Source organism: Paractinoplanes pyxinae (assembly GCF_026626335.1).
GTDB lineage: Bacteria > Actinomycetota > Actinomycetes > Mycobacteriales > Micromonosporaceae > Actinoplanes > Actinoplanes pyxinae.
This window is the reverse complement of record NZ_JAPNTZ010000001.1, coordinates 210,505-232,198: the sequence shown is the minus strand read 5'-3', so window position 1 is coordinate 232,198 and position 21,694 is coordinate 210,505. Positions and strand designations below refer to the sequence as shown.

Sequence of the window (21,694 nt, the reverse complement as noted above, 5' to 3'; positions counted from 1 at the left end):
GGAGGGCCGGCACGTTCACCGCGCCGGCCCTCCGGGGCGTCACTGCACGATGACGTGGTCGGCGAAGGCGGTGCCGGTCGAGGCGGCCTTCGAGTACAGCAGCACCGTGACCTCGGCGGTGCCGGCGGGCGCGGTGGCGGCCACCCTCAGCCACTGCCACGAGTTGGCCGGGCCGGCGTGGTCGACGGCCGTGCTGGTGATCAGGGCGCCCGACGCGTTGTAGAAACGCAGGTAGATCGACGGCGTTCCGGACTGGACGAACATCCGGGCCAGGCCGGAGTAGCGGACGCCGGGCGCGGCCGGCAGCCGCACGCTTTCCAGGCCGGTGGCGGTCGCGGTGCTGGTGTCGACGAGCTTGGCCGACGTGGCGCCGGTGTACGCCCGCTCGGTCGAGGCGGTGTTGCCGCCGGCGCCCCACTGCGTCCAGCCGGCCAGCCCGTTCTCGAAGCCGTGGTTGGGCACCGCGACGTCGGCCGTCCGGGCCACCGCGATCTGGTCGAAGTAGGCCGTGCCGGTGTTGACCAGGCTGTAGTAGAGCAGCGCGGACACCCGGGCGGTGCCGGCCGGCGCGGTCGCGGTGTGGGCGATCGGGGTCCACCGGCCGAGGCTCCCGGCGAAGGCGGTGGCCGAGCTGCCCACCACGTCGCCGGCCGTGTTGAAGAAGCGCAGGTACAGATCCGGCTTGCCGGCGGTGACGGTGACCTGGGCGGTGGCGGTGTACGAGACCCCGGGCACGGCGGGCTGGCTGGTGCCCTCCAGGCCGTCGGCGGCCGTGGTGCTGGCGTCCACGATCTTGGCGGAATTGATTCCCTCGTACGCGTAATCGGCCGACACCGTGTTGCCGCCCCCGCCGTACTGGGCCCAGCCGGTCAGCCCGCTCTCGAACCCGGCGTTGATCAGCGGGACGCCGGGCGTGCGGGTCAGCTCGACCTGGTCGAAGTACGCGGTCGTGGTCTTGGCCTGCGCCGAGTAGAGCAGGACGCTGACCTGCTCGGTGCCGGCCGGCGCGAACCCGGTGGTCGACATGCGCTGCCACTGCCCGGCGGCGGCCGAGTACGTGGTGAGGGCGGCCGAGATCTGGGCGCCGCTCGCGTCGAGGAAGCGGACGTAGAGGTCGGGCTGGCCGCTGGAGGCGTTGGCGAAGGCCACGGCCGTGTAGCGGATGCCGGGCGCGGCCGGCATGCGGGTGCTCTCCACCCCGTCGGCGGCCGACGTGCTGCTGTCCACGATCTTCACGGCGCTCGTGCCGGCGTAGACGCGCTCGGTGGAGGCGACGTTGCCGCCCGCTCCGTACTGCGCCCAGCCGGACAGCCCGCTCTCGAAGCCGGGGTTGGGCGGGCTGATCACGCCCGGGTAGGGGTCGGTTGTGTTCCGGGCGACCCAGTCGGCCAGCGTGTCGAGCCGGGCCCCGGTGCCGCCGCGGCGGGTCTCGCTCTCACCGAGGCAGCCGCCCTGCCAGGACGCGGCGTTGAGGGCGACCAGCTGGGCCGGGGTACCGGCCCGGAACAGCGGACCGCCCGCGTCGCCCTTGCACGTCGACACGTCGCCGGACGGGGTGACGTCGATGGCGGCGTCGGCGACGGTGTCGACGGCGAAGTCGGCGGTGCTGAGCGTGCCCGGGATCCAGGTGGTGGCCGTGCGGCCGTAGCCGGCGCTGCGCAGGGTCTCACCGGCCGTGGGCGGGGCGGTGGCAATCGTGACCGGCGTGATGTCGGTGACCGGCGCGTCGAGGCGGGCCAGGACGACGGCGCCGCCGGGGTGGCGAACCAGGCTGGTGACCGCGCGGACCCGGCCGGTGGCGTTGGCGGCGAGCGAGCTGCGCCCGATGGTGACGGTGGTGGGCTGGGCCGGCCGGTCGGTGGCACCGGGACCGAAGCAGTCGGCGGCGGTGACGATCCACTGCGGAGCGACCAGCGATCCGGTGCAGGCGAAGCTGTCGCTCACGGCGACCTGGGCCACGAACGGATAGGCGCCGGCCGCGGCCTCGGTCCCGCCGGCGATGCCGTACGCCGGGGCGCCGATCAGCGCCGTGGACGCCACTGCTGCCGCGAGCAGACCGGCTCGACGGCCTTTCAAAGTGCGCACAACTCTTCCCCCATGTTTAGGAACCAGCCCACAAGAGTAGATGATCATGAATGTTCCGGTGGTCCCGGCCGGTGAACGCTGCGTGAACGACCATCGATGTACGTTCGGGCACCGTCGACAGTAATAATTTTCTCTACTTGGCCATGGGATGTAAAAAATTCATTGACCGGCGTCGACGGCCGTGGCGATGCTGTGAGCCTCCCCCATCCCCCAAGGAGGCCCCACTCCGATGGCAAAAGCCTTGATACGCCGTACGATCCACGCCGCCGCGGCCGCGCTCGTGGTCGCCGCCGGGCTGGCCGCGGCGCCGTCCTCGCCCGCGCAGGCCGCGGTCACGTGCGGCGTGCTGTTCGACGACTTCACCTACAGCTCGACCGCGGACCCCGCCCTCGGCCAGCGCGGGTGGCACGTACGCACGAACTCGGGTGGCCCCGGTGTGCCCGGCGCCACCTGGTCGGCCGGCAACGTCTCGTTCCCCGTCGTGGACGGCCAGACCGTGGCCCGGTTGCAGGCCACCACCAACGGCACGGCCGGCGGCACCACGCACGCCGAGATGTCGCTGTCCGACCGGCGGTTCTTCGAGGGCACCTACTTCGCCCGGATCAAGTTCGCCGACACCCCGGCCTCGGGCCCCGACGGCGACCTGGTGAACCAGACCTTCTACACGATCTCGCCGCTGCGCTACGCGATGGACCCCATCTACAGCGAGCTCGACTTCAGCGAGTACCTGCCCAACGGCGGCTGGGGCGCGACCGGGCCGACCAACTTCCAGACCACCTGGTACACGTACCAGCCCGACCCGTGGGTGCAGGACCGCCAGTACAGCAGCCAGAGCCGCAGCATCGCGGGCTGGCGCGACGTGATGGCCACCGTGGCCAACGGCGAGGTCCGCTACTACATCGACGGCCAGCTCGTCGGCACGCACGGCGGCAAGTTCTATCCCCGGCAGAACATGTCGATCGACTTCAACCAGTGGTTCATCGACCTCACCGGGCACAGCGGCGGCACCAGCGTCTGGCACGAGAACATCGACTACGTCTTCCACGCCAAGAAGCAGGTGCTGACCCCGGCCGAGGCGACGGCCCGGGTCAACGCCTTCCGCGCGGCCGGCACGAGGCACACCGACAACGTCACCGCCGACAACACCTGCACGCCGAGCTCGACCGACAATCCGCCGGCGGGCACGACCAGCCGGATCGTCAGCAACTGGAACAACAAGTGCATCGACGTGCCGGCCTGGAACTTCGCCGACCGCCAGCGCGTGCACGTGTGGGACTGCACCGACGGCACCAACCAGAAGTGGCAGTTCGTCAACGGCACGCTGCGCACCGAGAACAACAAGTGTCTGGACGTGGCCGACGCCGCCACGAACGACGGCGCGGCCATCCAGATCTACACCTGCAACGGCACCGCGGCTCAGCAGTTCGTGCTGAACGCGGCCGGCGACCTGGTCAACCCGCAGGCGAACAAGTGCGTCGACATCGCCGAGTGGAAACCCGACAACGGCGCCCTGCTACACCTGTGGACCTGCGTCGGCGGCGCCAACCAGAAGTGGCGCCGCGGTTAGCCATCAGCATCCGAGTCGCCGGGTCGACAGGGCCAGATCGTCGATCCACAGGTCGTACGCACCCGGCGTGGACCCGTCCTGGTAGAGCTGCCAGCCCACCTTGACGGTGTCCACGACCGGGAGCACGAACGGAACGTCGTTGCCGCCGTGGTCCGTGGTCGAGGCGGTCAGCTCCGGGTTGGCCACGCCGTCGATCCACACGGCCACCCGGTTGCCGTTCGCGTCGAGCATCCACTCGAAGCACTGCCAGGTGTCCTCGGCGACGGGGGCCGACTCGCGCCAGTTCGTCCAGTCACCGGTGGGGCCGCCGTCCGCCCCGACACCCCAGAACGTTCCCGGTACGGTCGGAGCGTACTGGCCGCCGACGGGCCGCACGATCTCGTCGCTGCCCGAGCCGGTCGCCTCCACGAGCGTGAAATGCGCCCAATCGGGGGCGGTCGGGAAGGCGTCGACGCGCAACCGCATCCGCCCGAAGAACCGGTTGCCCGGCGCCGCGAAGTCGTCGACCCGCAGGAAGGCGTGCCCGTTCCCGGCTGTACGCACGTGCAGCACCTTGTTGCCTCGGCGGGCCCGCTCCACGGTGAGCGCGCCGTTGCGCGTGTCGACGCCCCACTTGAGCGTGGCCGCGCCGCCGGTCGGCAGCCGCTCGAAGTCCTCACAGAAGAGCAGCCCCGGACGGCACGACCCGCGTGCGGCGGCGCCCGCTTCGGCGGCGCTTGCTGCGCCGGCGCCGAGCATCACTGTTGCGGCGAGAATGGTGAGAAGGCGGCGCATCTTTCTATCTCCCGTTGCTGGGCTGCAGGTGGAGGTTGCTCGCGGCCACGGCGGGCACGCCGCGCCGCCCGGCGATGAGCGCGTCGAGCGACCAGGGCCCGGCGCCCAGCACCGCGATGGTGAGGAAGGCCCACGCGTACAGGGCCGGCGTGACCCCGCCGTTCTCGATGGGCAGGACGCCCTGCGGCTGGTGGACGACGAAGTACGCGTACGCCATGGAACCGGAAGCCAGCACCGCGGCCGGACGCGTGGCCAGGCCGGCCAGCACCAGGGCGCCGCACACCAGCTGGATGAGGGCGGCGTACCAGTTGGGCCACGTGCCCGGCTCGATCGGCTGCCCGGTGCCGCGGTTGCCGCCCAGCACCCCGAACACGGACGCGAGCCCGTGACAGAGGAACAGCAGGCCGACCACGATGCGGAACAGCGACCACGTCGGTGCGGTGAAGCGGTGGGGAGTCATGGCTTCTCCTGGGGAACCGTGGGGACGGGGACGACCGCAGGCTAAGAGCGCCGGAAACCCGTACGCAATGAAGTTCATCTATGTCCTGGTAGCGGTATGGGAGCGCTCCCAAAGGCTGGGAAGGCAACCGCCGCGGCGAGCGCACGAATTCCCGCTCCGGGCGTGACGCACGACTCCAACCGATCAGTACAGAAATGGCTGGCGGGGTGCTAGCTTCTCTAATTACATACCGACCGATACAGAAAAGGAGGCGGCGATGAGAGACGAACTGGGCCGGGCCGGTCTCTGGAGCACCCGGTTCCGGCACGCCGGCCGCTCGCGACTGGGCGACCTCGCGGCCGGACTGGAGGAGATCGGCTGGCGGACGCTGTGGCTGCCCGGCATGGACGGCGCGGGCACGCTCGACGACGCCGGCCACGTGCTGTCCGGCGCGCCGCGCAGCCGGGTGGTCACCGGCGTACTCAACATCTGGGGCCAGCAAGCCGCCGAGCTGACCGACCGGGTCGCGAAGCTCGACGCCGAGCACGGCCCGCGAACCGTGGTCGGCCTGGGCATCGGCAGTCCGGCCGGCGCCCGGGCCCACGGCCTCGAGTACGGCAGCCCCGTCGCCACGATGTCCCGCTACCTCGACGACCTCGGCCCGGCCGTCGGAACCTCGCGGCGGCTGCTGGGCGCGCTGGGCCCGCGCATGGTCGACCTGGCCGTGACCCGCACCGCCGGCTGGCACCCCTTCCTGGTCACCCCCGGCTACGTGGCCGCCGAACGCGAACGGGTCGGCGCGGCCCCGTTCATCGCCCCGCACCTGGCCGTCGTGCTCGACACCGACCGGGCCCGCGCCCGCGCCACCGCCCGGGCCGGCATCGGCATGTTCCTCGGCTTCCCCACCTATCAGGCCAACCTGCGGCGCCTCGGCTTCGGAGACGACGACCTGCGGCCCGGCGGCAGCGACCGCCTCATCGACGCCCTGGTCGCGCACGGCACCGCCGACGACGTACGGCGCCGCATCGACGAGCACTTCGACGCCGGCGCCGATCACCTGGCGCTGGACCTTCTCACCCCCGATTCCTCCGGCCTGCCGCTGGCGCAATGGCGCGAGCTGGCCGGCCTCGTCACCACCAAGGAGAACTGATCATGAACACTCTCGACAACAAGACCGCCCTGGTCACCGGCGCGACCTCGGGCATCGGCCTGGCCGCCGCGCGGAAGCTCGCGGCCGAGGGCGCCCACGTCTTCCTGACCGGCCGCCGGCAGCAGGCCCTGGACGACGCGGTCGCGGCCATCGGCCCCGACGCCACCGGCGTACGGGCCGACGTGGCCGACCCGGCCGACCTGGAACGCGTGGCCGCGGCGATCCGCGAGCGCGGCGCCGGCCTGGACATCGTGTTCGCCAACGCCGGCGGCGGCGAGTTCGCCGCCCTGGGCGACATCACCTGGGAGCACTACGCGAGCACGTTCAACACCAACGTCGGCGGCACGCTGTTCACCGTGCAGACCGTGCTGCCGCTGCTCAACCGGGGCGCCTCGGTCATCCTGACCAGCTCCAACATCGACGTGAAGGGCGCCGCGTCGTTCAGCGTCTACGCGGCCAGCAAGGCAGCCCTGCGCTCGTTCGCCCGCAGCTGGTCGGCCGAGCTGGTCGGGCGGGGCATCCGGGTCAACAGCATCGCGCCCGGCCCGATCGCGACGCCCGGGCTGAGCGGCCTGGCCCCCGACCCCGAGGCGGCCGAGCAGCTGCTCAAGGGCCTGGCCAGCGGCGTGCCGATGGACCGCCTGGGCCGCCCGGACGAGATCGCCGACGCCGTGCTCTTCCTGGCCTCCTCCACCAGCTCCTACATGACCGGCGCCGAGATCTACGTGGACGGCGGCGCCAGCCAGGTCTGAGCTCAGCTCAGCGCGGCCGCCTGGACGTTGACGTTGCCGCAGGTTGGGTGGTGCGGCACGGCGTTGGCCCAGGTCACCCGCAGCGTCTCGGCGGCCGGCGCCCGGAACCGCAGGACGAACACCGCGTTGCCGTTGGTCCGCTCGTTGACCAGTTCGGCCGTCACGGTCCGGCCGGCCAAGGTGGCGGTCAGCCGCCCCTCGGCCATCCACACGCCGGCGTAGAGACGCAAGGTCCGGGTGGCCGGGGCCGCGGCAACGGCGATGGTGAACGTTGCGCCCGGCTGACAGACGTACAGCCCGGTAGGCGAGGGCCCGGCCGAGGCGGTCGGCGTGCCAACGGTCCAGCTGAAGCTCTGCGGGTTGTTGTCGTAGCGCCCGGCCGGCGCCGAGACGACGAGGTCTTTGATCTCGCCGGAGCCACCGGCTCGCCGGTCGACCGATTCCGGGCTCGAAAGTCCCCAGTGGAGCCAGTCTCGAGTGCCGACCCCCGAGAGGTCGACGACGGCGGGCACGGAAGACCGAGTGACGCTGAGGGCCGGCGGCGCTTCGACCGGCTTCTTCGTAACGGGGGCGGGCGGCCGGGTCCGGACGGGCTGTTCGTGCGGCGTGGTGGCCACCGGAACAGACGGCGTTTCGGACCGCGCCGGCTCCGACTCGAACCGGAGCGGCGGCTCCCACGGCTCGGTGAGCGAAACCGGCGGCGGCTCCTCCCCCACCGGCTCGTTCCCCAGGCGTACGAAGAACGCAGTGACCCCGACCAGCAGCAGGCTGCCGGCAACGGCAGCACCCAACGTCCACCGAGCCCGCCGCGAGCCGTCCTCCCCGGTGAACAGCTCCGGCCGCTCATCGTCGCGATGTGATGGCACGGATCCCCCTGCAGCCGGCGCCGTACGGTCAGCGCCGAACCTAAGACATACGTCTTAAGAAGGGAAGAGGCGGACGTCGGCCGCCGCCGATGCCCGTTCCGTCGATGTTGTCATCGGCCGGCTTCCATGTACTCTCTCCGGGCCCCAACCCCGGAAGGTCATTTTCATAGTGCGTGCCTTGCTCGTGATCACCGCCGCCGTCGTGGTCGGCTTCGCCCTCAGTCCGGCTCTCAAGGCCGACGCGGAGTGCAGCACCCCCGCCCAGCCGTCGTCGGCTCCGGTTCGCGACCACTGGACCAACGAGCAGGTCGCCAACGCTCGCGTCATCGTCACGATCGGGCAGCAGCGACGGGTTCCGGACGCGGGTCTGGTGGTCGCGGTCGCCACCGCCATGCAGGAATCGAGCCTGCGTAACCTGCGCGGTGGCGACCGCGACTCGATCGGGCTGTTCCAGCAGCGGCCCAGTCAAGGCTGGGGAACGCCCAAGCAGTTGCGCGACCCGGCGTACCAGACCGGCAAGTTCTACGACAAGCTGCTGCGCACCGACGGCTGGCAGCAGATGCGGGTCACCGAGGCCGCGCAGGCCGTCCAGATCTCGGCCTACCCGGAGGCGTACGCGAAGCACGTTCCGGCCGCCAACCGTCTGGTCGAGAGGCTGAGCGGGGGCGCCGGAAGTGACCCGCGCCCCAGCCCTTGCTCCTGACCTGCTCTACCGCTGACCGAACCCTCTGAGCGTCCCGGCCGGCCCGGCTGCCGGCGAGGCCGCGCAGTCCGTGTCCTTCGGGAACTTGCCGTCGACCAGCCAGGCCGTGCCGACGGTGAGCGCGCAGGCGTTGCCGCCGTAGACGTAGACGCCGTGCTGGTTGTCGTCCACGGTCACCAGGCGGGAGCGGTGGGCGAACTTCGTACGGAAAATCTGACCGCCCACCAGCGGCGTGGCCACGTCCCGGCGGTTCTGCATGATGACGATGTTGGCCGGCCCGTTGTCGTTGATCGCGACCTGGGGCTCGGCCGCCCGGGCGGTCCAGAAGGCGCACGGGGTGATGTTGGCCGAGGCGGCGCCGAAGATCGGATACTTCTGGCGGTCCTCGGCGACGCTGCGCTGATAGGTCCGTACGTCGCTCGGCCACTTGCTGTCGCCGCAGGTCACCGCCAGGAAGGCCGAGAAGAAGTTGGACTCCGGCACGGTCGGCTCCGGCGTCGCCCGTACGTCGGTCGGGCCGGCCGGTGCGGCGGGGTTGCGCATCGACTGCCACAACGACGCCAGTTTCCCGTACGAGGTCTCGCCGTACAGGCTGCCGAAGGTGAGCAGCCGGAAGAGACGCCCGTCGAATCCGGCCACCGGCTTCTTGTCGAGCCGCCCGGCGATCGCGAAGTACGTCTTCCTGACCTCGGCCGGCGTACGACCGAGCCCGTACGCGCCGTGGCGGGCCGCGACCCACCGGGCGAAGCCGGGGAAGGCCTGCTCGGCGCCCAGCCCGAACCGGCGCATGACCGTCCGGGTCAGGGCGGTGTCGCCGGTGTTGCTGTCGATGATGACCCGGTCGGTGGTGCCGGGGAACATCGAGGCGTACGCGGCGCCCAGGGCCGACCCGTAGGACGCGCCGAAGAAGCTGGCCTTCTTCTCGCCCAGCGCCGCCCGGATCCGGTCCAGGTCCCGCGCCGTGTTGGCCGTCGTGATGTGCGGCAGCAGCCCGTACTTGTCGTTGGCCGCGCACTGGTCGGCGACGGCCTTGGCCGCCTTGGCGTCCTCGGCGACCCGGGCCGCGTTCTCGGCCCAGAGCGGAATGTTGCCGGCGTACCCCTGCGCGGCGGTGAACTTGCAGTCGACCGGGGACGAGTAGCCCACCCCGCGGGTGTCCATGCCGATCAGGTCGTACTTCTCCTGGACGCTGTACGGCAGTCCGATCTGGGTCAGGTCGAACGGCATCGTCAGGGCGCTGATGCCCGGCCCGCCCGGGTTGAGGAAGAGCACGCCCCGCCGCTTCTGCGGGTTCGGGCTGGCCACCCGCGACACCTTGAGGTCGATGGTCTTGCCCGTCGGCTTCCGGTAATCCAGCGGCACCTTCACGGTCGCGCACTGCAGACCCGGCGCCGCCTTGGCGATCGGCTCGGGGCAGGCGCCCCAGACCGGTGCGGCGGCGGCACTCCGTCCGACCGGCGCCGCTGCCACCGAACCGGCCAGGCCGACTACCGCGGCCAGCACCGTACCCAGAATCACCGCGCCTTGTTTTCGCTTCACGTCCACTCCCCAGGGTGGTCTCGAGCTGTTCCGGCGCGGCCCAGTAGAAACTGTGTTCCGGCTACACGGTCAAACCGCTCGGCGCATCGGATCCGTGAGCCTGTTTGTCGGTGCTGAACGCGACCTCGCGGCCGTCGTCCAAAGTGGCCAAGCGGCCGGCCAGGGCGGTGCGGATGTTGGCGTACGCGTCGGAACCCAGGGCCTGGCGCAGCGGAGGCTTCGGGTGCTCGGCGAGCGCGATGATGGCCGCCGCGACCTTCTCCGGGTCGCTGATCGTCCTCGGGCGGGACGTCGGCCGGGCGCAGGACGGCCGGGTTGTCGCGGCAGGCGGGGTGCTGCTCGGCGGCCGGGGCGGCGGGAGTGCCGGCGATGTCGGACATCCCGGGCTCCATCATGGTGACCTCGATGCCGAACGGCTCGACCTCCGCGGCCACCGCTTCGTAGAAGCCCTCGAGTCCCCACTTGGCGGCGTGATAGATCGAGAAGCCCGGGTAGGCGAGCTGCCCGCCCTGGCTGGTGACCTGCAGCAGACGGCCGCCGCCCTGGGCCCGCAGATGCGGAACGGCGGCGCGGGTCAACTGGATCCCCGCGATCAGATTGACCGCCAGCACTTCGTCGATGTGGTCGTCGGTCAGCTCCTCGGCCGTGCCGAAGATGCCGTAACCCGCGTTGGACAGCACCACGTCGATCCGGCCCAGCTCCGCGAAGGCCTCGTCCACGACCGACCGCAGCCGCGGGGTGTCGGTCACGTCGAGGTCGCGGACCCACAGCCGATCGCCGTGGGCCGCCTTGAGGTCGTCGAGCCGCTCCGGCCGGCGCAGGGTCGCCGCCACCGTGTCGCCGCGTTCCAGGAGCTGCCGGGTCACGCTGCGGCCGAAGCCGCTCGCGGTGCCGGTGATGAACCACGTTGTCATGGCTGTGGTGGTGCCCCGGAAGGCTGCGGGCGAGTCGCGACAATCACGAATGCTCGCATGCCGGTCACGCATGGCTGAGCATGGAGGGATGGCCGAGATCTCGCTCAGCGGGCTGCGCGCGGTGCGGCAGGTGGCCACGCTCGGGTCGTTCACGGCCGCCGCCGAGGCGCTCGGCTATACGCAATCGGCCGTTTCGCGTCAGGTCGCGGCGATGGAACAGGTGGCGGGCGCGCCGCTGTTCGAACGGCACGCCCGCGGGGTCCGGCCCACGGCGGTCGGCGAGGTGCTGCTGAGGCACGCCGGCGCGCTGCTGGACGCGGCCGAGGCGGCCGAACGAGACCTCGCCACCGCCCGCGAGCGGCTGGCCGGGCGGCTCATCGTCGGCGCCTACCCGACCGGCCACCTGGTGCTGGTGCCGCGGGCGCTGGCCCTGATGCGCGACGAGCATCCCGGCGTCGAGGTGACGTTGCGCAGCCACGGGTCGCGGTCGCTGCTGCGGATGCTGCGGGCGCAGCAGGTCGAGGTCGCGATCATCGTGTGCGCGCCCGGCGACGACCCCGACCTCACCGGACTGCGGCACGAACGCCTGCTGGGCGCGCGGCTGCGGGTGGCGGTCGCGGACGGTCACCGGCTCGCCGGGCGGGGCTCGGTGACCCCCGACGACCTGCGCGACGAGCCGTGGATCGTCGGCGCGGCCGGGCCCGGCGACGGCCACCTGGGCGCCTGGCCCGGCATCGAACGACCCCGGATCGCGTACGCGGTGAAGGACTGGCACGCCCGGCTGGGCATGGTGGCGGCCGGCCTCGGCGTGGCGCTGGTGCCCGGCTCGGTCATGTCGCTCATGTCGCGCGGCATCACCGCTCTCCCGGTCGACGACGACGGCCCGCACACCCGCCACGTCCTCGCCGTGACCCACCCGGCCGCCGACCCGCTCGCCGCGGCCTTCCTCGCCGTGCTCCGCCGCGTGGCCGACCCCGCCATCCTGTGAGCAGCCCGGCCCCGGCGCCGGCGGCCGGAGGCCGGAGGCACAAGCGTCAGGACGTGGTGGTCGGCGCGGGCGCACCCGAAGGCGCGGGCGCACCCGAAGGCGCGGGCGCATCCGAAGGCGCGGGTGCATCGGACGGCGCCGGGGCGCTGTCGTGACCGGGCCGGCCGTGCTTGCCCGGGCCCTCGCCCGAACCGTCGGGCCCGCCGGGGCGGCCGGGGCCGCGCCGGCCTTCGGGGCGGTCCGGGGCCAGGGTGACCGTGGTGGCGTCGAGCGAGACGCCGTCGGCGTTCACCGTGCCCTCCGCGTGCACCCGGACGCCCACCTTGACGTCCGCGGGGACGGTCGCGATGTTGATCTGGCGGGTGAAGCCGTCGCGGTCGGTGATCATGATGTGGCCGCCGTCGATCGACTTGACCGTCCCGCTCAGGTGCGGCTTGTGCTCCCGCGGAGCGGGCGCACCCTCTGAAGGAGCAGGCCCGCCGCCTGAAGAAGCGGGCCCGCCGCCGGAAGGAGCAGGGGCGGCGCCCGAAGGAGCGGCGCCGCCGTCCGAGGCGGAGGTGGACGGCGCGGGTGACGGGTCGGCGTGGGCCAGCCCGGCGACGCCGAGGGCGATCCCCCCGCCGGCCACGACGGCGATCGCGACCCGGCTCAGCCGGCCGGTGTTGGTGGTGGAGTCAGGCAGGGACAGCTTCACCGTCAGCATCTCCTTGTTCTTGGCACCACGTCGGTCGCGGCGCCTGGTCCCACGCTGACCTCGCGACCTGAAGACGACCTGAAGCGGCCGGCTTCTTCAGCCTCTCTTCAGCTTCGTGAGGGCCCAGCCATAGGCGGCCCGGCCAGACTGGGCCGATGGTCGCCCGGGTGCTGGTGGTGGAGGACGAGGACGCGATCCGTGACCCGCTGACGGCGGCGCTGCGGGCGGCGGGCCACGAGGTCCGCGCGTGCGCCGACGGCGTGGGGTTCGAGGACGTCGTCGACTCGTTCCGGCCCGACCTGGCCCTGCTCGACGTGCATCTGCCCGGCGGCCGGGACGGGTTCGAGCTGGCCCGCGCGCTGGGTGGCCGCAGCGACTGCGCCGTGCTGCTGGTGACCGCCCGCGACTCGGTGGCCGACCGGCTCACCGGGTTCGACGCGGGCGCCGACGACTACGTGGTCAAGCCGTTCGTCACGGTCGAGGTGCTGGCCCGGGTCACGGCCGTGCTGCGGCGGCTGGGCCGGGTGCCGTCGACCGTGCAGGTGGCCGATCTGATCGTCGACGAGGGGGCGCGGATCGCGTCCCGGGCCGGCCACGCGCTGACCCTGACCGGCACCGAGTTCAAGCTGCTGGCCTATCTGGCCGGGCACCGCGGCCGGATCCTGTCCAAGACCCAGCTGCTGACCCAGGTCTGGGGGTACGACGAGTACGACCCCAATCTGGTCGAGGTGCACGTCAGCGCCCTGCGCCGCAAACTCGAACAGCACGGGCCGCGCCTGATCCACACCGCCCGCGGCCTCGGGTACGTGTTGCGGCCGTGAGAAGACCGGCTTCGCTGCGGGGCCGGGTCACCCTCGGCGTGCTCGCCCTGCTCTCGGTGATCCTGGCCGGCCTGTTCACCGCGGTCGACGTGGCCCTGTCGGCGCGGCTGCACGCCGACGCCCGCACCCGGCTCACCGACCGGGTGGCCCTGGCCCAGCAGTTGCAAGGCACGGTGAGCGGGCAGCGGCTGGCCGACCGCCTGCGGGGTGACGGCGTGGTGGTCCGGCTGTGCGTGGCCGACGGCTCGTCCTGCGCCACCGCCGCCTCCGATCCGCCGCCGCCCGGCGCCGGCCGCCCCCGCGGCGAGCGTCCGAAGCGGCCGGACATCACGCCGACGGCCACGATTCCGGTGGAGACGGCCGGCAGCGTGCTCTTCGTCCGCTCGACGCTGCCGGGCAACCAGGTGCTGACGCTGAGCCTGGACACCACCCAGATCAGCGAGGCGGTCAACCGGCTGATCGTGCTCGAGGTGGCGGGCGGGCTGCTGGCCCTGCTGCTGGCCGGTTTCGCGTCGGCCCGGATCTCGCGGGCGGCGCTGCGCCCGCTGGAGGACATGACCGCGGTGGCCCGCCAGATCGCGGCCGGCGACCGCGGGCAGCGGCTGGACGTGCCCCGGTCCGACACCGAACTGGGCCGTACGGCGGTGGCGTTCGACGCCATGCTCGACGAACTCGAGGCCGGTGAGGGCCGGATGCGCGCGTTCCTCAGCGACGCGTCGCACGAGCTGCGCACCCCGCTGGCCGGTCTGCAGGCCAGCGCCGAACTCCTGCTGCGCGAGAACCCCGGTCGTGAGCAGCGCGAACGCCTCGCGGTGGCGATGGTGCGGGAGTCGCGGCGGGCCGCCCGGCTGGTCGACGACCTGCTCACCATGGCCCGGCTGGGGCAGGGCATGCCGCTGGTGACCGAGCGGGCCGATCTGCTCGCCCTGGCCGCGGCCGAGGTGGAACGGGCCCGCTCGCTGTCACCCGGGCTGAGCTTCAAGATCGGCGGCGACGGGGACACGTACGTGGAAGGCGACCCGATGCGGCTGGGCCAGGTCATCACCAACCTGCTGGACAACGCGCGCCACGCCACCCCGGCCGGCGGCAGGGTCTCGGTGCGCGTCCACCGCGACGGGCCACGGGTGCGGCTGGAGGTCAGCGACACCGGCCCGGGCGTCCCCGCGGCCGAACGAGCCCTGATCTTCGAGCGGTTCGGCCGCGGCGACGCCTCCCGGTCCCGGCACACCGGCGGCGCCGGCCTGGGCCTGCCGATCGCGCGCGGCCTCGCCCAAGCCCACGGCGGCGACCTGACCTATCTGGACACCGGCCCTGGCGCGACTTTCCGCCTCGATCTGCCGGCGGCCGGGCCCGCTCAGATCTGATCGACCGCGGCCGACCGGACCGATCCCTTGCCGGCGAACTTGGCCTCGTACATCGCCTCGTCGGCCCGGCGGAGCAGAACCGCGGCGTCCGCCCCGGTGGCCACGCCGATGCTGGCCTGCACCTGCACCTGCTCGCCGCCGGTCAGGCGGCACGGTTCGGCGACCGCCCGCACGATTTTCTCCGCCACGGCGGTGACGTCTTGCGGGTGGCGGGTCAGTACGGCGAACTCGTCGCCGCCGAGCCGGGCCACCACGTCGTCCGGGCCGGCGGCGGCGCGCAGCCGGGCCGCGGTCTCGACCAGCACGGCGTCGCCCGCGGCGTGCCCGTACGAGTCGTTGACCGGCTTGAAGTCGTCGAGGTCGATCAGCATCACGCCCACCTCGGCCCCCTCGGCCGCCACCTGTTCGAGGCGGTCGAGGAACTGCGCGCGGTTGCCCAGCCCGGTCAGGCTGTCGGTGAAGGCCATGGTGTGCAGCCGCGCGGTCAGGCTGTCGCGTTCGCGCAGCAGTTCGGCGTTGTCGACGAAGGCGACCAGCTGCCGGGCGACCACGATGGCGGTGATGGCGGCCAGCCCGGCCACGGCGACCCAGGCCCGCAGGTCGAATCCCCGCACCGCGAGCGTGACGACCAGCAGGGTGAACGTGCTCCACAACGCGACGTACGGCAGCAGGCTGAACGGCCGCTTCCGGGCCCGGCCGCCACCGGCGCCGGCCGAACGGAACTGGGCCCGCACGGCGATCATCAGCAGCGCGTGCGAGCAGACGGTCAGCGCGAAGATCACCCCGGGGTGCCCGTCCCGCACCAGTTCCGGGCCCAGCGCGCGGGCCAGGGCCTCCACGCCGGCCGCGAAGGGCCCGAGCACGCCGATGTGCCAGCGGAACGGCGCGACCCCGCTCAGATAGAGCCGGCACACGGCGAACGCGGTCAGCATGGCGACGACCGGGCCGGCCGCCACCGCGACCAGGTTGTGGGCCATCCCGGTCGCCGAGACGGTCCAGTACAGGCCGTAGACGCCGGCCGCGGTCACCACGGTGGCCAGATCGAGCAGGTAGCACAGCCGCTCGTGGGCCGACCGGTGCGGGATCGGGTAGGTCAGCACGACCACGGTGATGAGCACGCAGCCCAACCCGAGCGCCACCGTGCGCACCACTCCGGTGCCGGTGAGGGCGGCCAGCGAGAAGGGGCTCCGCACGGCGCCCACGAGTTGTGCCCACTCACCCGCAGCGAAGATCGCAGCCCCGGCGCCCAGTGCGGTCCAGAACCGGCGGCGCGGGTCGGCCCGGTCCAGCTGGCGGCTGGTCCGGAAGCCGAAGTACGACATCATCGACGCGAACACGGCCACCACGGCCCAGCAGACCACCACCTGCCACCGCGCGCCCGCCGTGGTCAGCACGAACCAGCCGGACAGGGCGACGGCCACGGTGAGCGCGACAGCCGGCATACCCCTGCCTATCGGCCGTCCGCGGGCTCAACTGAGCGGCCGCGCGGCAAAGGGCGGCAATCCGTTGACCGTTTCCGCTCCCGGAGCGCCCAATGGCCAGGACGACCCCGCGACCCGACCGACCCGACGGAGGCCCAGCCGTGCTCAGACCCCAGGACACCGCCACCCGCGAACGCAAGCGTCTCGACGGGCTCTGGCAGTTCGCCTTCGACCCGGCGGGTGAGGGGAGCGGCGCCCGCTGGTTCGCCGGCCCGCTCGCCGACGCCCGCGAGATGCCGGTGCCGGCCAGCTTCAACGACATCCCGGCCGACCCGGCGGCCCGCGACTACGCCGGCGACGTCTGGTACCAGACGACCGTGCGGGTGCCACGCGGCTGGGCCGGCCGGCGCGTGGTGCTGCACTTCGAGTCGGTCACCCACCGGGCCACGGTGTGGGCCGGGGACATCGAGGTGGCCTCGCACGAGGGCGGCTACACGCCCTTCGCGGCCGACATCACCGACCAGGTGCGGGCGGGCGAGCCGGTGCGGGTGACCGTGCTGGTCAACAACACGCTGAGCTTCCAGTCGATCCCGCCCGGCGTCATCGAGGACGGCCCGGCCGGGCCGCGGCAGCGCTACTGGCACGACTTCTTCAACTACGCCGGCATCCACCGCTCCGTCTGGCTCCACCAGACCGCCGCCGAGCACATCACCGACATCACCGTGGTGACCGGCCTCGACGGCGCCGACGGCACGGTCGGTTACACGATCGAGGCTGAGGGTTCGGCCCGTACGAGGGTGGTTCTGCGCGACGCGTCGGGCCGGGTGGTCGCCGAGGGCAGCGGCCCGCGGGGCGAACTGCGGGTCGAGAACGTGCACCGCTGGGCGCCCGGCGACGGCTACCTGTACGACCTCGAGGCGCAGCTGGTCGACGACGCCGGACGGGTCGTGGACAGCTACCACCAGAGCGTCGGCGTGCGCACGGTCAAGGTGAGCGGCAACCGGTTCCTGATCAACGGCGAGCCCTTCCACTTCACCGGCTTCGGCAAGCACGAGGACCTGGCCGTGATCGGCAAGGGGCACAACGACGCCTTCATGGTGCACGACTTCGAGCTGCTCGACTGGATAGGCGCCAATTCCTTCCGGACTTCCCATTACCCGTACGCCGAAGAGGTCCTTGATTACGCCGACCGCCGCGGCATCGTGCTGATCGACGAGACCGCGGCCGTGGGTCTGAACATGGGCCTGGGCGGCGGCATTTTCGGGGCGCAGGGCTACACGACGTTCAGCGACGACACCATCAACGAGCGCACCCGCGAGGTCCACGCCCAGGCCATCCGCGAGCTGGTGGCCCGGGACAAGAACCACCCGAGCGTCGTGCTGTGGTCGATCGCCAACGAGCCCGAGAGCGACACCGAAGGGGCGGAGAACTATTTCCGGCCGCTGTTCGATCTGGTCCGCGGGCTCGACCCGACGCGGCCGGCCGGCTTCGTGAACGTGATGCTCGCGCCGTACGGGAAATGCCGGGTCTCGCAGTTCGCCGACGTGCTCATGCTGAACCGCTACTACGGCTGGTACACCCACACCGGCGACCTGGCCGCGGCCGAGCTCGCCTGGGAGCAGGAGCTGCGCGGCTGGGCAGGCGAGAACAAGCCGATCATCATCACCGAGTACGGCGCCGACACCCAGCCCGGCCTGCACGCGATCGGCAACCAGCCGTGGACCGAGGAGTACCAGGTCGAGTATCTGGACATGAACCACCGCGTGTTCGACCGGATCGACGCGGTCGTCGGCGAGCAGGTGTGGAACTTCGCCGACTTCGCCACCACCTCGGGCGTGATGCGGGTCGGCGGCAACAAGAAGGGCGTCTTCACCCGCGACCGGCAGCCCAAGGCCGCGGCCCACGCGTTGCGCCGCCGGTGGCGCAAGAAGATCTAGGCCGGTCCGGTCGAGTCCCGGACGACGAGCCGGCAGGGCAGCACCACCGGCTCGTGCTCGCGCGGCCGCGCTCCCCGCACGATGGCCAGCAGGTTGCCCACGGCCGTGCGGCCCATCGCCGCCAGCGGCGCCGCGACCGTCGTCAGGGCCGGCGTCACCAGGTCGGCCGGGTAGATGTTGTCGATGCCGATCACGCTGACGTCCTCGGGGACGCGCACGCCCCGGGCCGTCAGCGCCCGGATCGCGCCGATGGCGACCCGGTCGTTGTACGCGATCACGGCCGAGGTGGGGTGGGCCGCGAACTCGGCCACCCCGCTCACGCCGCCGCCGACCGTGGGCGGGGCGTGGCCGGTGCGGCGGACGGTCAGCTCCAGCTCCAGCGCCGCCTCGCGCAGCGACCGCCAGCGCATGCCGTCGGCCCAGGACGCCTCGGGGCCGGACAGGTACGTGACGCGCCGGTGCCCCAGCTCGGCCAGGTGCTCCATGGCCCGCCGCATCCCGCGCGGGTTGTCGGTGATCACGCTGGGCACGTCGCTGACGATCCGGTTGAGCACGATCACCGGACGCTGCTTGGCCAGCATCCGGATCGCCGAGTCCGACATCCGGGTGGTGGTCAGCACGAAGCCGTCCACCGTGGGCGCCGCCCGGTCCAGGGCCTGACGCTCGTACACACTCGATTCCTGGGTATCGGCCAGCAGGATCGTGTAGCCGGCCGCGGTCGCGGCGGCCTGCGCCCCCTTGATGAGCTCGGCGTAGAACGGGTTCGTGATGTCCGAGACGGCCAGCGCGATCATCGACGTGGCTCCGGACGGCAGCGCGCGAGCCAGCGATCCGGCCCGATAGCCCAGCTCGGCCGCGACCCGGCGGATGCGTTCCCCGGTCTCAAAACTCACTCGACCCGGCCGCGAGAACGCGCGGGAAACGGTGGACGCCGCGACCCCGGCCGCCTTGGCGACGTCGTCGATGGTGACCCGCCGGTCGTCCACGCCATCACCTCCCGGGGCAAGTCATGGCAATGGATTGTTTCCATCCGATGACGGCCGCGACTCTCATTGCACATCCACCGACGCTCCCCGACAAGGCGGCCGGCATCATGAAACTCTCCGTCAGGTCCATCCTCGGCTACGGCGCGGGCGACGCCGCCAACAATCTCGCCTTCACCCTCGGCACCACGTTCCTGCTGCTCTACTACACCGACGTGGTCGGCCTGCCGGCCGCCGCGATCGGCACGATGTTCCTGGTCGTCCGGCTCTGGGACGCCTTCGCCGACCTGTTCGCGGGCCGCGTGGTCGACCGCACGATGACCCGGCGCGGCAAGTTCCGGCCGTTCATCCTGTTCGGCGCGGTGCCGCTGCTGGTCATGAGCGTGCTCACCTTCGCCGTCCCGTCAGGGTGGTCCGGCGGGGCCCAACTTCTGTACGCGTATCTGACCTACGCCGTCCTCGGTCTGGTCTATTCGCTGGTCAACGTTCCGTACGGGTCACTGGCCAGCGCCATGACCCAGGTCGCCGGGGAGCGGGCCAAGCTGGCCACCGCCCGCGGGCTGGGCGCCGCCGCGGCCGGGCTGCTGCTCACCTTCATCATCGCTCCGCAGATCCAGGCGGCCGAGAGCACGGACCAGCTGCAGTCGGTGTTCCTCCGGACGACGGTGCTGTTCGTCGTCATCGGAGGTGGCCTGTACTTCCTGACCTACAAGTGGTGCCGCGAGACGGTCGTGCGGGTCCAGCCCCGGGTCACCGTCCGCGAGACGTTCGCGACCCTGCGCACCAACAAGCCGCTCGGCATCCTCTGCGGTTCCAGCTTCTTCTATCTGATCGGCCTGTTCGCCGTGGGCGGGGCCACCGCCTACTACGCGATCTACGTGCTCGGCGACGCCCGCTACATCATCTGGATGACGCTGGTGACCGTGGCCGTGCAGTTCGCGACCGCGCCGTTCATCCCCCGGCTGGTCGCCCGCTTCGGCAAGAAGAACCTCTACCAGTACTGCGGTCTGTTCACTGTGGCCGGCGGCGTGGCCCTGTTCTTCACCCCGGGTAGCCTGCCCGTCCTGGCCCTGGTTTTCGTGGCCGTCAAGGGCTTCGGCGTTCAGCTGATCAACACCCTGATGTTCGCCCTCGAGGCCGACACCGTCGAGTACGGCGAGTGGAAGACCGGGCAGCGCACGGAAGGCGCCACGTACGCCATCTTCTCGTTCACCCGCAAGATCACCCAGTCCATCGGCGGCGCGCTGGGAGCCTTCGCGCTGGCCGTCGGCGGCTACGTCGGCACCCTGGCTCCCGGCGCCGTCCAGCCGGACAGCGCGATCATCGCCATCAAGGCCTCCCTCGGCCTGGTCCCGGCCGTCGCCGCCGTGCTGGCCATGCTGGTCTTCATCCGCTACCCCCTGACCGAGCAGCGCTACCGCGCCATGGTCGCCGAAACCGAGCAGCGCAAGCAGTCCCTGCTGGCGCCCGTCCCGCTGCCGGTCAGCGTGTAACCTCCGGCGATGCCCGACCTCCGCCCGGGGGCTGACTTCCTCGGCACGGCCCACAAGATCCTGCGAGACGAGCGCCGCCGCCTGGCCGCTCTGCTCGGCTGCCCCCACGAGCTCGTCCTCGTCGGGGGCAGCTCCCTGCCCGGCGCCCTCACCAAGGGCGACGTCGACCTCCACTTGCGAGTGCCGGGCGATGCCTTCCCCGCCACCACCGACACCCTGCGGCAGGTCTACGCGGTCGTGCATCCCGAGATCTGGCAGGCGACCCTCGCGACATTCACCGTCGAGGGCGCCGCGCTGCCGACCGGGATCGCGGTCACCCCGGCCGGTTCCGAGCACGACGTGCGCTTCACCCGCACCTGGCAACTGATGGCCGCCGACCCGGCGCTCGTCACCGCGTACAACGAAATCAAGCTCCGCCACCGCGACGACCCGGACGAGTACGAGCGGCGCAAGTCTGCATTTTTTGACGCGCTGCAGGACTGAACTTCCGTCGGGCGCCGTAGACCAAAGGCGGTGACGCGGCGCCGGTTGGCGGTGATGTTCTGGCTGGCATGAAGACGGCGTTGCGCAGGCCCGCCCTGATCGTGCTGCTGATCGCGCCGTTCCTCGGCGAGACCTTGTCGACCGCGACGCCGCCGCTCGATCTGATCCTGCCGTGGCGGTTTCCCTTGGTGGTCGCGCTGTACGGCCGCACCGGCCTGACCATCGCCGGTCTCGCCCTGGTCGCCGTCCTGCCGGTGACTTACGCCGACTTCGTCCGTGTTCCGGCCGGCCAGTTCGCGGCCGCCGCCGGGCTGTGCGCCCTGCTTGTCATGGCCGCGCTGCTGACGAGTCGATCGGCCGCCCGCCCGCAGAAGTCGCGGCCCCGCCTCGCCGGCTTGCTCGCTTTCGCGGCCACCGCCACCCACTTCATCCTCGTCTACACGGTCGCCGCGACCGGACTGGCCTGGCCGCTCGGCACGGCCGCCGCGCTGGCCCCGATCGCCGTCGCGGCCCTGCTGATCCGGCGGCTGGGGGCGGGCGGCGGCCTGTGGGTCGTCACCGGGATCCTCGGCTTCTTCCTCATCCTCGACGCGGTGGTCGGGCTGGGCGGGCGGTACGACCTGACCGTCGGCGCCCTCGCCGCCGCGTTCGGGCTGTGGCGGTTGCACAAGCTCTCCGATGGCAACGAAACGTATCGGCGCGCATGCTACGAGTGAATTAG

General features: G+C 72.0%; 20 protein-coding genes. 11 read left to right on the top strand and 9 right to left on the bottom strand.

Annotated features, from left to right (window positions below):
* Positions 1-39 precede the first annotated feature (39 nt).
* Positions 40-2,085, bottom strand: a complete 2,046-nt coding sequence (locus OWR29_RS01105; protein ID WP_267560334.1) for a S1 family peptidase — start codon at positions 2,083-2,085, stop codon at positions 40-42.
* A gap of 229 nt (positions 2,086-2,314) precedes the next feature.
* On the opposite strand from OWR29_RS01105, the gene OWR29_RS01100 reads away from it, so the two are divergent.
* Positions 2,315-3,652: a ricin-type beta-trefoil lectin domain protein gene (locus tag OWR29_RS01100; RefSeq protein WP_267560332.1), complete on the top strand. Its 1,338-nt coding sequence runs from the start codon at positions 2,315-2,317 to the stop codon at positions 3,650-3,652.
* Positions 3,653-3,655: 3 nt separating this feature from the next.
* Here the strand turns inward: OWR29_RS01100 and OWR29_RS01095 are convergent, their stop codons facing one another.
* A complete protein-coding gene (locus OWR29_RS01095) occupies positions 3,656-4,426 on the bottom strand; it encodes a hypothetical protein (RefSeq protein ID WP_267560331.1) in 771 nt (256 codons plus the stop codon).
* A 4-nt stretch (positions 4,427-4,430) separates the two neighbouring features.
* Positions 4,431-4,886: a DoxX family protein gene (locus OWR29_RS01090; RefSeq protein ID WP_324291209.1), complete on the bottom strand. Its 456-nt coding sequence runs from the start codon at positions 4,884-4,886 to the stop codon at positions 4,431-4,433.
* Positions 4,887-5,142: 256 nt separating this feature from the next.
* On the opposite strand from OWR29_RS01090, the gene OWR29_RS01085 reads away from it, so the two are divergent.
* Together OWR29_RS01085 and OWR29_RS01080 are read left to right on the top strand one after the other, a co-directional pair.
* A complete protein-coding gene (locus tag OWR29_RS01085) occupies positions 5,143-6,015 on the top strand; it encodes a TIGR03620 family F420-dependent LLM class oxidoreductase (protein WP_267560329.1) in 873 nt (290 codons plus the stop codon).
* Between the two features lie 2 nt (positions 6,016-6,017).
* Positions 6,018-6,767: an SDR family oxidoreductase gene (locus OWR29_RS01080; protein ID WP_267560327.1), complete on the top strand. Its 750-nt coding sequence runs from the start codon at positions 6,018-6,020 to the stop codon at positions 6,765-6,767.
* A 2-nt stretch (positions 6,768-6,769) separates the two neighbouring features.
* On the opposite strand, the gene OWR29_RS01075 is transcribed toward OWR29_RS01080, so the two are convergent.
* Complete coding sequence (locus OWR29_RS01075; protein WP_267560326.1) at positions 6,770-7,633, bottom strand: hypothetical protein; 864 nt, start codon at positions 7,631-7,633, stop codon at positions 6,770-6,772.
* Positions 7,634-7,817: 184 nt separating this feature from the next.
* Here OWR29_RS01075 and OWR29_RS01070 point away from each other — a divergent pair, with 184 nt between their 5' ends.
* Positions 7,818-8,336, top strand: coding sequence for a peptidase M23 (locus OWR29_RS01070; protein WP_324291217.1), 519 nt, complete (start codon positions 7,818-7,820; stop codon positions 8,334-8,336).
* A 6-nt stretch (positions 8,337-8,342) separates the two neighbouring features.
* Here OWR29_RS01070 and OWR29_RS01065 read toward each other — a convergent pair whose 3' ends face one another.
* Positions 8,343-9,875, bottom strand: coding sequence for an alpha/beta fold hydrolase (locus OWR29_RS01065; protein ID WP_267560325.1), 1,533 nt, complete (start codon positions 9,873-9,875; stop codon positions 8,343-8,345).
* Complete coding sequence (locus tag OWR29_RS01060; protein WP_267560324.1) at positions 9,872-10,789, bottom strand: SDR family oxidoreductase; 918 nt, start codon at positions 10,787-10,789, stop codon at positions 9,872-9,874. Before OWR29_RS01060 ends, OWR29_RS01065 begins: the two co-directional genes overlap by 4 nt.
* An 88-nt stretch (positions 10,790-10,877) precedes the next feature.
* On the opposite strand from OWR29_RS01060, the gene OWR29_RS01055 reads away from it, so the two are divergent.
* Complete coding sequence (locus OWR29_RS01055; RefSeq protein ID WP_267560323.1) at positions 10,878-11,777, top strand: LysR family transcriptional regulator; 900 nt, start codon at positions 10,878-10,880, stop codon at positions 11,775-11,777.
* A gap of 46 nt (positions 11,778-11,823) precedes the next feature.
* Here the strand turns inward: OWR29_RS01055 and OWR29_RS01050 are convergent, their stop codons facing one another.
* Positions 11,824-12,480 (bottom strand): hypothetical protein, encoded by a 657-nt coding sequence (locus tag OWR29_RS01050; protein ID WP_267560322.1) that lies wholly within the window; start codon positions 12,478-12,480, stop codon positions 11,824-11,826.
* A gap of 146 nt (positions 12,481-12,626) precedes the next feature.
* Here OWR29_RS01050 and OWR29_RS01045 point away from each other — a divergent pair, with 146 nt between their 5' ends.
* Both OWR29_RS01045 and OWR29_RS01040 read left to right on the top strand, forming a co-directional pair.
* Entirely contained in the window at positions 12,627-13,292 is a 666-nt protein-coding gene (locus OWR29_RS01045) for a response regulator transcription factor (protein ID WP_267560321.1), read from the top strand.
* On the top strand, positions 13,289-14,656 hold the full coding sequence (locus OWR29_RS01040) for a sensor histidine kinase (RefSeq protein WP_267560319.1): 1,368 nt from the start codon (positions 13,289-13,291) through the stop codon (positions 14,654-14,656). Before OWR29_RS01045 ends, OWR29_RS01040 begins: the two co-directional genes overlap by 4 nt.
* Here OWR29_RS01040 and OWR29_RS01035 read toward each other — a convergent pair.
* Entirely contained in the window at positions 14,647-16,098 is a 1,452-nt protein-coding gene (locus OWR29_RS01035; protein ID WP_267560318.1) for a GGDEF domain-containing protein, read from the bottom strand. The genes OWR29_RS01040 and OWR29_RS01035 overlap by 10 nt on opposite strands.
* 140 nt (positions 16,099-16,238) lie before the next feature.
* Between OWR29_RS01035 and uidA the strand changes: the two genes are divergently transcribed.
* Positions 16,239-18,014 carry a beta-glucuronidase gene (gene uidA / locus OWR29_RS01030; protein WP_267560316.1) on the top strand — a complete coding sequence of 592 codons (1,776 nt, stop codon included), beginning with the start codon at positions 16,239-16,241 and terminating at the stop codon, positions 18,012-18,014.
* On the opposite strand, the gene OWR29_RS01025 is transcribed toward uidA, so the two are convergent.
* Entirely contained in the window at positions 18,011-19,000 is a 990-nt protein-coding gene (locus OWR29_RS01025; protein ID WP_267560315.1) for a LacI family DNA-binding transcriptional regulator, read from the bottom strand. The genes uidA and OWR29_RS01025 overlap by 4 nt on opposite strands.
* A gap of 107 nt (positions 19,001-19,107) precedes the next feature.
* Between OWR29_RS01025 and OWR29_RS01020 the strand changes: the two genes are divergently transcribed.
* From OWR29_RS01020 to OWR29_RS01010, 3 genes are all read left to right on the top strand, one after another.
* The gene (locus OWR29_RS01020) at positions 19,108-20,490 is read left to right on the top strand and encodes a glycoside-pentoside-hexuronide (GPH):cation symporter (protein WP_267560314.1); all 1,383 of its coding nucleotides are present in this window, start codon (positions 19,108-19,110) and stop codon (positions 20,488-20,490) included.
* 9 nt (positions 20,491-20,499) lie between these two features.
* Entirely contained in the window at positions 20,500-20,973 is a 474-nt protein-coding gene (locus OWR29_RS01015; RefSeq protein ID WP_267560313.1) for a GrpB family protein, read from the top strand.
* A 68-nt stretch (positions 20,974-21,041) separates the two neighbouring features.
* The gene (locus tag OWR29_RS01010; RefSeq protein ID WP_267560312.1) at positions 21,042-21,689 is read left to right on the top strand and encodes a hypothetical protein; all 648 of its coding nucleotides are present in this window, start codon (positions 21,042-21,044) and stop codon (positions 21,687-21,689) included.
* Positions 21,690-21,694: the final 5 nt, after the last annotated feature.

Excerpts from the sequence above, each read along its gene's own strand:
- OWR29_RS01100 (WP_267560332.1), top strand. The coding sequence starts at position 2,315 with ATGGCAAAAGCCTTGATACGCCGTACGATCCACGCCGCCGCGGCCGCG.
- OWR29_RS01050 (WP_267560322.1), bottom strand. The coding sequence starts at position 12,480 with ATGCTGACGGTGAAGCTGTCCCTGCCTGACTCCACCACCAACACCGGC.
- OWR29_RS01090 (WP_324291209.1), bottom strand. The coding sequence starts at position 4,886 with ATGACTCCCCACCGCTTCACCGCACCGACGTGGTCGCTGTTCCGCATC.
- OWR29_RS01095 (WP_267560331.1), bottom strand. The coding sequence starts at position 4,426 with ATGCGCCGCCTTCTCACCATTCTCGCCGCAACAGTGATGCTCGGCGCC.
- OWR29_RS01080 (WP_267560327.1), top strand. The coding sequence starts at position 6,018 with ATGAACACTCTCGACAACAAGACCGCCCTGGTCACCGGCGCGACCTCG.
- OWR29_RS01020 (WP_267560314.1), top strand. The coding sequence starts at position 19,108 with ATGAAACTCTCCGTCAGGTCCATCCTCGGCTACGGCGCGGGCGACGCC.
- OWR29_RS01010 (WP_267560312.1), top strand. The coding sequence starts at position 21,042 with ATGAAGACGGCGTTGCGCAGGCCCGCCCTGATCGTGCTGCTGATCGCG.
- OWR29_RS01035 (WP_267560318.1), bottom strand. The coding sequence starts at position 16,098 with ATGCCGGCTGTCGCGCTCACCGTGGCCGTCGCCCTGTCCGGCTGGTTC.
- OWR29_RS01060 (WP_267560324.1), bottom strand. The coding sequence starts at position 10,789 with ATGACAACGTGGTTCATCACCGGCACCGCGAGCGGCTTCGGCCGCAGC.
- OWR29_RS01085 (WP_267560329.1), top strand. The coding sequence starts at position 5,143 with ATGAGAGACGAACTGGGCCGGGCCGGTCTCTGGAGCACCCGGTTCCGG.
- OWR29_RS01045 (WP_267560321.1), top strand. The coding sequence starts at position 12,627 with ATGGTCGCCCGGGTGCTGGTGGTGGAGGACGAGGACGCGATCCGTGAC.
- OWR29_RS01015 (WP_267560313.1), top strand. The coding sequence starts at position 20,500 with ATGCCCGACCTCCGCCCGGGGGCTGACTTCCTCGGCACGGCCCACAAG.
- OWR29_RS01055 (WP_267560323.1), top strand. The coding sequence starts at position 10,878 with ATGGCCGAGATCTCGCTCAGCGGGCTGCGCGCGGTGCGGCAGGTGGCC.